This is a genomic window from Elioraea sp. (assembly GCF_051860475.1).
Lineage (GTDB): Bacteria > Pseudomonadota > Alphaproteobacteria > Acetobacterales > Acetobacteraceae > Elioraea.
The window spans coordinates 1-8,948 of record NZ_JBHYDW010000159.1 but is presented as its reverse complement, the minus strand read 5'-3'; the positions used below and the strand labels follow the sequence as shown (position 1 = coordinate 8,948).

The window sequence follows — 8,948 nt, the reverse complement described above, 5'->3', positions numbered from 1 at the left end:
CCTGGCGCTGCTCGGTCTTCCCCTGAACGTCTATCTCCCCGCGTTCTGGGGCGAGGTCATGGGCCTCGGCCTCACGACGGTCGGCACGGTCTTGCTGGCGACACGTCTGCTGGACGGAGTGACCGACCCCTTGATCGGCTGGCTCTCGGATCGGACGCGTACGGGATTCGGCCGGCGCCGGCCCTGGATCGCGGCCGCGGTGCCGATCGCCGCCCCTGCGGTGTGGCTGCTGTTCGTTCCCCCCTCGGGCGCCGGCGCCTTGCACCTCTTCGTCGCTGCGAGCCTCGTGTATCTGGGCTGGACGATGGTGAACGTGCCCTACAGCGCGTGGGGTGCGGAGCTGTCGCGGGACTACAACGAGCGCACGCGGATCACGTCCTGGCGCGAGGCGGCAACGATTGCCGGGATCGTCGCCTCGGCGGTGGTGCCGGCCGTGGTGTCGGGCGGGATCGCGGCGGATCTGCGAGCGCTCGCCATCACGATGCTGGCGCTGTCGGTGCCGGCCTTCATCGGGCTGTTCACACTGGTACCGGAGCCGGTTGCGCCCGGACGGGGGGGGGAACGGCGGACACTGCGGGAGTTCCTTGAGCCCTTGCGGCGCAACCGACCGTTCCTGCGGTTGCTCGCGGCCTGGATCGTGAACGGGATTGCGAACGGGCTTCCGGCCGCTCTGTTCCTGCTGATCGCGACGCATCTGCTGGATGCCGAGGCGCGGTCCGGGCTGCTGCTGCTTGTCTATTTCGTCACGGGCGTGGCGGCTGTGCCGTTCTGGGGCTGGCTCGCGCGGCGGACCTCGAAGCATCGCGCGTGGTGCGCCTCGATGCTGTGGGCTGCCGCGGCGTTCGCCTTCGTGCCCCTGCTCGGCCCTGGAGACTGGATGGCCTTTCTCATCATCTGCGTGCTGACGGGTGCGTCGCTGGGAGCGGATCTGGCCTTGCCCCCGGCGATGCAGGCCGACGTCATCGACCTCGACCATGCCGAGAGCGGCTCGCCACGCGCCGGATTGTTCTTCGCCGCCTGGAGCATGGCCCAGAAGGGCGGCAACGCGCTGGCGGTCGGGGTCGGACTGCCGCTGCTCGAGGTGCTGGGGTTTCGCACGGGCCCCGCAGGGGTCCAGGGTCTCGGCGCACTGGTCGGGCTCTATGCCGTGACACCCATTGCGCTCAAGCTCGTTGCCGTGGCGCTGATGTGGCGCTTCCCGCTCGACCGGGACGCGCAGGCGGCGATCCGGGCACGGCTGGAACGCCGCGGGTGAGATTCGCGCTGCCTGAGCATTTCGCGGGCCTGCGCGTGGTGGGGGACGTGCACGGCGAGGCCGGACCGTTCCGCGACGCGATCGCCGGCGCCGAGGCCGCGCACCTGTTCGTGGTGCAGCTTGGCGACCTGACGGACCACGGGCCGGATGCACCCGGGGTGCTCACGGCGATGTTCGGGCTCATGGACCGCAACGCCGGCCTGTTCTTGCTCGGCAACCACGACCACAAGCTGCGCCGCGCGCTGCTTGGTCAGCCCGTGAAGCTGGGCGCTGGCGGGCTCGGCGCGACGCTGGAGCAACTCGACCGGCTTCCGGATCGCGCCGCGCTCGCCGCGCGCGCGATCTCGGCGATCGCATGCGCACCGGTCTGGCTGCACTGGCGCGACGCCCTGTTCGTGCACGGCGGCTTCCACACCGGGATGCTGAACGAGCCCTCTCCCGCTGAGGCAGGCGCCCGCCGGCCGGACGGACTGGTCTCGCGCGCCCTGTTCGGACAGACGCTGACGGGCCAACTCACCGAGTCTGGCTATCCGGTGCGGGTGCTGGACTGGGTGGACTACATCCCGGCCGGGCTCACGGTCTATTGCGGCCACGACAATCGCAGCGTCGACGGACGCCCCCATATCGCCGAGGGCAAGCGCGGCGGTCGGGCGGTGTTCCTCGACACGGGCGCGGGCAAGGGCGGCCACCTCTCGTGGATCGACCTGAAGGCGTGACGTACGGAGGGGTGGGATGCGGCGGATCGTGGCTGCTTTGCTTGGGCTCGTGCTGCTCGCTGGATGCGGAGGGGGAATGAGGATCGAGGATTTCGCCGGGCGCACGCCCGAGCTCCGGCTCGAGGAGTACTTCGCGGGGCGTACCCGCGCAGCCGGGCTTTTCGAAGACCGGTTCGGCACCGTGCGCCGCACCTTCACCGTCGACATCCTCGGCATCTGGGACGGCACGACGCTGACGCTCGACGAGGACTTCCTCTACAACGACGGCGAGACGCAGAAGCGCATCTGGCGGCTGACGCGCACCGGTGACCGGCAATGGGAGGGACGTGCGGCCGACGTCATGGGCGTCGCGACCGGCCGCGAGGCCGGCAACGCCTTCCAGTTCGGCTACCGGATCAATCTGCCGGTCGGCGGCTCCTCCTGGGAGGTGCGGTTCGACGACTGGATGTTCCGGATCGACGAGGAGGTCGTGCTGAACACCGCGAAAGTGTATCGTTGGGGCATCTGGATCGGCACGGTGCAGCTCGCGTTCCGGCGGACCGGTGCAGCGTGAGCCTGGCCCTCGTCACGATCGCGGATCGGCCCGACCTTGCGACCATCATCGGCGCGTGGACCTGGAACGCCTGGGGCCGCGCGCAGGGCGAGACGCTGGAGGAGCGGATCGCCAGAGTGGCCGCGCGCACCGCACGGATCGGCCTCGAGCAGTGCGTCGTCGCGCTGATCGACGGCGAACCGGCCGCGACGGCATCGCTCGTTGCGGAGGACACCGAGACGAGGCGGGATCTCTCGCCGTGGCTCGCCAGCGTCTATGTCGAGCCGCGGTTCCGCGGCGTCGGTCTGGCTCCGGTGCTGGTGACGGCGGTGGAAATGGCGGCGTGGCGCGCGGGCTTCCCGCGGGTCTGGCTGTTCACCGACGGGCAGGTCGGGCTCTACGCGTCACTCGGCTGGGTCGAGCATGGCGTGCTGCACGACCACGGCAAACCGTTCGTGCTGATGCGGCGCGACCACCGCAGATAGATTACCCCTCGGCGTCGACCACCAGGGCAACCGCCGGGAAACCGGGGTCCTGGCCTCGTGCATAGGCTTCGAGCACGCGCTCGGAGGGGATCTTGCGCTGGATCTGCCCATCGGCGTCGAAGAACTCGATGACCACCATCGACGCCTTGAGGTCGAACCGCATGGACGGGTTGGTGAGCGGCACGGCTCTTGCCAGGGTGGTCTGCGGCATCGCCGCGATATCGTCGGGCATGCCGGCGGGGATCGCCCGCGCCAGGGGCGAGGACGGCGGAAGGAAGACCGGACGGGCCGCTTCAACGATCATCGTATGCCTGCCTGGGCCGAGGCCCTCCATGGGCGCTGACGCCATTTCCATGTCGCCTTGCCGACGCGGGCTGAGCACCGGCTAGACGACGCCAGTGGGCAGACTGAACGATAAACGTAAAGGAATGGTTAACGCGCGGCGATCCGACGTGCGATCGCCCTGATCGCCACACCCAGCACCGGCAACCGCGCGTACACCTGCATGCCGGAGTCCCAGTGGTCGAGGTGCGACGCGACGAGACCGTCCGGCGTGAACGCGATCTCGCTCATGCCTTCGATGGTCTGTGCCGTGTCCCCGCGGCGACAGGTGAAACGCCAGCGCAGATACCCCGCGGCGAGGCCGAGCGCATGGTCGGTGACGACGAACCGCGGCTCGGAGACCGTGGCCAATACGTGCCGCAGCATGCCCTCGAACGCATCGCGGCCCCGGATCTCCTGGAACGGATCGCGGAACCGAACATCGGCGGCAGCGAGCCCGACGAGCGTCGGGATGGTCTCCGGCGTGAGCCTCTGCCAGGCCTCACCCCAGCCGCGCAGCGCGCCACCACGGGCATCGCGCGCCAGATCCTCCAGTCTCATGGTCGTCGCGTCGTCCTTCCCACCAGCGGGAAGTATAGCGCGTAGGGCAGGATCCGCATCACCTTGAGGATCGCCGCAAACCGGCGCGGGAAGGCAACCTCGAAACGGCCGCGCGCAAGGCCGTCGGCGATGCGTCTTGCTGCCGCCTCGACCGGCATCAGGAACGGCATCGGGAAGTCGTTGCGGTCCGTCAGCGGCGTCTTGACGAAGCCGGGGTTCACGACGTTGACCATCACGCCCGCGCGGTCGAGGTCGAACTTGAGGCTCTCTGCCATGGCGATCAGCGCCGCCTTGGTGGCGGAGTAGGCGATCGCGCGCGGCAGGCCGCGATAGCCGGCGACCGAGGAGACGATCGCGATCTGGCCCGACGCCCGCGCGATCATTGCCGGCATGACGGCTGCGAGCGCGGTCGCAGTGCCGTCGATGTTTACCCGCACCTGGCGCGTGAACGCGTCGAGATCGAACCGTTCCGCGCTGTCGTGCAGGTAGGTGCCGGCGTTCAGCACCGCCAGCGCGATCGGCCGGGCGGTGGCGGTCTGCGCCTCGTGCACCGCAGCCGCAACCGCCTGCGGGTCCGTGACATCTGCAGGCGCGGCGATGATCCGCCCGTTCGCCTCGGCCGCGAGGGCCGTGAGTTCCGCCTCGCGCCGCGCGGTCGCGACCACGGTCCAGCCGCGCGCGACGAGCTCCAGCGCGAGCTGCCGGCCGATGCCTGAGGAGGCGCCGGTGATCCAGGCAAGCCCATCCTCGGGCCGGGCGGGGCGCGGCCTGCTCACGCGGCGGCTGCCTTGCGCGGAGCGATGCGGTCGAGGAAGGCTGTGGCGTGGCGCCGCATGGCGGCAACCTTGGCTGCGTCCATCCGATCAAGCGTCCGGTACATCTGCGCCATCCTGGGATTGGTGGCGAAGCGCGCACGGTGACGCGCCAGGAAGTCCCAGTAGAGCGCATTGAACGGGCAGGCGCTCTCGCCCACCGACTCACGCACGTCGTGGCGGCAGTGCCGGCAGTGATCGCTCATCCGATCGATATACTTGCCCGACGCGGCGTAGGGCTTGGAGGCCATCACACCGCCATCCGCGTGCAGCGCCATGCCGTGGGTGTTCGGCAGTTCCACCCACTCGAATGCATCGGCATAGACACAGAGATACCAGTCGTTGACCTCAATCGGGTCGATGCCGGCGAGCAGGGCAAAGTTTCCTGTCACCATCAGCCGCTGGATGTGGTGCGCGTAGGCGAGGTCGCGCGTCTGCCGCACCACCGCGTCCACGCACGCCATGCCGCTCTCTGCCGTCCAGTAGAACGCCGGCAGGGACCGGTCGGCGCCAAGCGCGTTCAGGCGCGCATACTCAGGCATCTTCAGCCAGTAGAGCCCGCGCACGTATTCGCGCCAGCCGAGGATCTGGCGGATGAACCCCTCGACCGCGTTGAGCGGCGCCTGTCCTGCGCGCCACGCCGCCTCGGCGCGCCGGCACACCTCCAGCGGCAGCAGCAGCCCGAGATTCAGGCTGGTCGAAAGCAGCGAGTGGAACAGCGTCGCCTCGCCCTCGGCCATCGCGTCCTGGTAGTCGCCGAAGTGCTTCAGGCGTTCGGCGATGAAGCGGTCGAGCGCGGCCTCGGCGTCCGTGGCGCTGACCGGCCAGGCGAAGCCGTCGAGCCCGCCCCAGTGGCCAGGGAACCGCGCCGCGACGAGGTCGAGCACCTCCCGCGTCATCGCGTCGGGTTCGACGCGGAACGGCGCCGGCGGGTGCACATCGTCAGGCAGGCGCTTGCGGTTCTCGGCGTCGAAGTTCCACTGTCCACCTGCGGGCTCTTTGCCCTCCATCAGCAGCCCGGTGCGCCGACGCATCTCACGATAGAAGTACTCCATCCGAAGCGCGCGCCGTCCCTCGGCCCAGGCGGCGAAGTCCGCCAGCGAGCATATGAAGCGCGTGTCCTCGCGGATCTCGACCGGTACACCGGCCGCCTCGCCCCAGCCCCGCATGTCCTCGCGCGGGCGAAACTCGCCCGGCTCGGTGGCGACGATGCGCGCCGCCCCGTGCCGGCGTACCGCGCGGACGACCTCGCCGCGCAACGTCCCGGTGTTCCCCGCATCGTCGAGCCGCACGTAGTCCACACGCACGCCCCGGGCGGCCAGCGCGCGGGCGAAGTGCCGCATCGCCGAGAGTACCAGCGCGATCTTCTGGCGGTGATGCCGCACATAGGTGCACTCGCCCATCACCTCGGCCATCAGCACGACGTCGCGCGCCGGATCGAGGTCGGCGAGAGCCGAGAGGGCGCACGAGCACTGGTCGCCCAGCACCACGCGCAGGGTGGGTGCGGTCACGTGCGCACGTAGCGGATCGTCGAGCCGTCCTCGCCGGCGAACAGCAGGCCCGACCAGGCGCCGGCACGGTCGTACCAGATGTCGAGCGTGAGATCGCCGGAGACGCGGAAGCGTCGTGCGGCCGCGGAGCGTCGACCGATCGGGATCGTCTCCTCGCCGAGGTCCTCGATCGTCGTGCCGAGCAGCCGCCCGCCCTGGGTATCGATCTTCTGCGTGCGCAGGAACCGCGCGTGCCAGTACGAGGTTGAGGCCGCGTCGCCTGGTGCGACGTAACGCCCGCCCTCGGTGCCCTCGACCGTGATCCCCTCGCCGGATGCACGCGCCTGCACGCGATAGGAGCGGCCGTTGCGGTCGGTACTGCTGTCGATCAGCAGGAGCCGCTCGCCCGTCCAGCGCTCGGTGTTGCGGTGACTGTAGCGGAACAACGGGATGCCGAGCACGCGCACCGCGAGCTCGATCGCGATCTCGACCCGTACCGCCTCGCCCTCCATGGTGAAGGCGAGGGTATGGGCGCCGATGTCGCTGTCGTTGCGCAGCACCCGGAAGGTGAGCCGGCCGCTCTCCGGGATCGCCGCCGTCAGCGGTGCCGCCATCAGCGCGCCCGGTGCGAGCACGAGTCCGGCGAGAAACGGTCTGCGTCCGGTCATCCCTTGCTCCTGATGCTTGAACGCCCGCCGTCCACGCCGATCACCTGGCCGGTGATCCAGCCGCTCTCCGGCGACAGCAGGAACGCCGCCAGCGCCGCCGCATCCTCCGCTTCGCCCAGACGGGGGATCGGGTGCTGCGCGGCGATCGCCTTCGCCATCGCCGCGTTGCCGGTAAGCGGCGCCGCCATCGCGGTGCGCATCAGGCTGGGCGCGATGCAGTTGACGCGCACCGCCGGCGCCAGTTCCGCGGCCAGCGCGACCGTGAGCCCCTCCACCGCCGCCTTCACCGGGCTGATCACGGAGTGGTTCGGAAAGCCGGCGCGGGCGGCGACGGAGCTGAACAGCACGACCGCGCCCTGGCCGGCCTTCAACGCCTCGGCGGCCAGGGTCACGGCACGCGCCGCCGCAAGCACGTTGAGTCGATAGGCGTCGAGATGGTCGGCGGCGGTGGCACGGCCGAGCGGCTTCAGCACGATCGAGCCGACGCAGAAGGCGAGCCCGGCGAGCGTGCCGCCGGCGGCAGCCTCCGCCACCGTGCGGGCCAGCGATGCCTCGTCGAGCACGTCGCAGACCGAAGACGGCGCGACCAGTTTGGCCGCGAACGTCTCCAGCCGCCCTGCGTCGCGCCCGACCAGATGCAACGCGCGGCCCGATGCGGCCAGTCGCCGCGCCAGCGCGCCGCCGATCCCGCCCGTGGCCCCGAACACGAGAACCATTACCCGATCATTCCTTGTTTTGAACTCTCCACTTGGGCGTTGCGGCGCGAACCGCGAGTCCGCCCTGACACGGCTGTGATCGGTTGCATGGGTCTCGACCGACACAGCCGACGCACGTCGGAGGCTCTGCAGTTCGCCAATAGCGAGCAAGACAATCGATAAGTCAACCCTGTGCATCGCTTACACAACTTCAAGTAATATGACCGACACTGACGTATAATCCGAGACAAGCAGGTCCCATCTATCCATCATCCTTGCTACGATGTTTCCATCATTGTTGGGAGGACAAGATGGACCGAGGATCGACCATCACAGGCGCCGCGCTGTCGCTCGCAGTGGCGAGCGCAATCGTCACCGCGCCGCCCGCACACGGCGTCACGGCCTATGTCAATGCCGACGAGTGGCTGATCGCCACCGGAAGTCTCGGGCCCGTCATGCTCGTGCCGCTGACACTGACCGCGCCCGTTTTCTCGGACGCCTGGGGAACCTTCACGGATCTGAACGAGAAGGTGGACGTCCCGGAGGGACCACAGCCCGGCGGAGGGGTGGGCTGGAACGAAGGCGGCGAACGGCCGCGGAGCGTCTTTCTGACCGGGCATGGCCCGCCGCCATCATCGTCATCCGGCGGGCTGTTCGCCCTGGGTCCGTCCGACGTCGCTGCGACCTTCGGCTGCTATACGGCCGTCTACCCCTGCCTCGGCGTGCAGACCTTCGAGGCGGCGTTCGACCAGCCCATCCTGGGCTTCGGCGGCTTGTTCTCGTGGTATGTCGGTTACGGCGATTTCGAATACCCCGTGGACGTCAATGGCTTCACGCTGACATGGGACACATTGCCGCTGAAGGACGAGTCATTCCGGAATCATCAGGGCTTCCTCGGCTTCATCGGCCCGATGGACACCCTGAGCATCCACTGGCTCGGCGGCAATGCCGACGACTCGGCCCGGGTGCACTGGGCCGCGCCATTTGCGATCGTCGCGGTGGCGGTGCCCGAGCCCTCCACGCTTGCCGTCCTGGCCGGCTCGGCCTTGGGGCTGTTCGGACTCGCCGCTTTGGGACCGCCCGTGCGGGGTCCGACACGCCAGCGTCGACACCGTCCGCCCTCGATATGACGCCGGCATGACTGGCCGGCTCGTCGGCTGGTAGACCGGCTGCGTCAGACAGGCCACCCTGGGCAGACGACACGCGCAGATCATGCGATGGTCACGGCCGTATTGCTCTGGACCGCGGCCCTTCACGTCCCTCCATGCGCAGCTTCTGCTTCTTTGTCATGCCAAGTCGTCGTGGGACGACCCCTCGCTGCCCGACCATGACCGCCCGCTGATCGAGCCGTTCGACGACACCCCGGTGATCGACACGGTGGACACCCTCTACCTCGCGCCGGCCCGCAAGCTG

At 69.4% G+C, this 8,948-nt stretch carries 11 protein-coding genes and 1 pseudogene; 6 read left to right on the top strand and 6 right to left on the bottom strand.

Features of this window, described 5'->3' with window-relative positions; genetic code table 11:
- Position 1: 1 nt before the first annotated feature.
- The 4 genes from ACTIFU_RS20240 to ACTIFU_RS20225 are packed head-to-tail and all read left to right on the top strand — an operon-like array spanning position 2 to position 2,988.
- Positions 2-1,255 carry an MFS transporter gene (locus ACTIFU_RS20240; protein ID WP_439580126.1) on the top strand — a complete coding sequence of 418 codons (1,254 nt, stop codon included), beginning with the start codon at positions 2-4 and terminating at the stop codon, positions 1,253-1,255.
- On the top strand, positions 1,252-1,971 hold the full coding sequence (locus tag ACTIFU_RS20235) for a metallophosphoesterase (protein ID WP_439580125.1): 720 nt from the start codon (positions 1,252-1,254) through the stop codon (positions 1,969-1,971). Before ACTIFU_RS20240 ends, ACTIFU_RS20235 begins: the two co-directional genes overlap by 4 nt.
- A gap of 16 nt (positions 1,972-1,987) precedes the next feature.
- Positions 1,988-2,524 (top strand): DUF3833 domain-containing protein, encoded by a 537-nt coding sequence (locus ACTIFU_RS20230; RefSeq protein ID WP_439580124.1) that lies wholly within the window; start codon positions 1,988-1,990, stop codon positions 2,522-2,524.
- Positions 2,521-2,988 (top strand): GNAT family N-acetyltransferase, encoded by a 468-nt coding sequence (locus tag ACTIFU_RS20225; RefSeq protein WP_439580123.1) that lies wholly within the window; start codon positions 2,521-2,523, stop codon positions 2,986-2,988. The genes ACTIFU_RS20230 and ACTIFU_RS20225 overlap by 4 nt, the downstream gene beginning before the upstream one ends.
- A gap of 1 nt (position 2,989) precedes the next feature.
- On the opposite strand, the gene ACTIFU_RS20220 is transcribed toward ACTIFU_RS20225, so the two are convergent.
- From ACTIFU_RS20220 to ACTIFU_RS20195, 6 genes are all read right to left on the bottom strand, one after another.
- Positions 2,990-3,322, bottom strand: a complete 333-nt coding sequence (locus ACTIFU_RS20220) for a hypothetical protein (protein WP_439580122.1) — start codon at positions 3,320-3,322, stop codon at positions 2,990-2,992.
- A gap of 98 nt (positions 3,323-3,420) precedes the next feature.
- Positions 3,421-3,870: a nuclear transport factor 2 family protein gene (locus tag ACTIFU_RS20215; protein ID WP_439580121.1), complete on the bottom strand. Its 450-nt coding sequence runs from the start codon at positions 3,868-3,870 to the stop codon at positions 3,421-3,423.
- On the bottom strand, positions 3,867-4,646 hold the full coding sequence (locus ACTIFU_RS20210) for an SDR family NAD(P)-dependent oxidoreductase (protein WP_439580120.1): 780 nt from the start codon (positions 4,644-4,646) through the stop codon (positions 3,867-3,869). The genes ACTIFU_RS20215 and ACTIFU_RS20210 overlap by 4 nt, the downstream gene beginning before the upstream one ends.
- The gene (locus ACTIFU_RS20205; protein ID WP_439580119.1) at positions 4,643-6,193 is read right to left on the bottom strand and encodes a cryptochrome/photolyase family protein; all 1,551 of its coding nucleotides are present in this window, start codon (positions 6,191-6,193) and stop codon (positions 4,643-4,645) included. Before ACTIFU_RS20205 ends, ACTIFU_RS20210 begins: the two co-directional genes overlap by 4 nt.
- Complete coding sequence (locus tag ACTIFU_RS20200; protein ID WP_439580118.1) at positions 6,190-6,840, bottom strand: DUF6134 family protein; 651 nt, start codon at positions 6,838-6,840, stop codon at positions 6,190-6,192. The genes ACTIFU_RS20205 and ACTIFU_RS20200 overlap by 4 nt, the downstream gene beginning before the upstream one ends.
- Positions 6,837-7,556 carry an SDR family NAD(P)-dependent oxidoreductase gene (locus ACTIFU_RS20195; RefSeq protein WP_439580117.1) on the bottom strand — a complete coding sequence of 240 codons (720 nt, stop codon included), beginning with the start codon at positions 7,554-7,556 and terminating at the stop codon, positions 6,837-6,839. The genes ACTIFU_RS20200 and ACTIFU_RS20195 overlap by 4 nt, the downstream gene beginning before the upstream one ends.
- Before the next feature lie 290 nt (positions 7,557-7,846).
- Here ACTIFU_RS20195 and ACTIFU_RS20190 point away from each other — a divergent pair, with 290 nt between their 5' ends.
- On the top strand, positions 7,847-8,665 hold the full coding sequence (locus tag ACTIFU_RS20190) for a hypothetical protein (RefSeq protein WP_439580116.1): 819 nt from the start codon (positions 7,847-7,849) through the stop codon (positions 8,663-8,665).
- An 82-nt stretch (positions 8,666-8,747) separates the two neighbouring features.
- Positions 8,748-8,948, top strand: a pseudogene (locus tag ACTIFU_RS20185) (hypothetical protein); the annotation flags it as partial.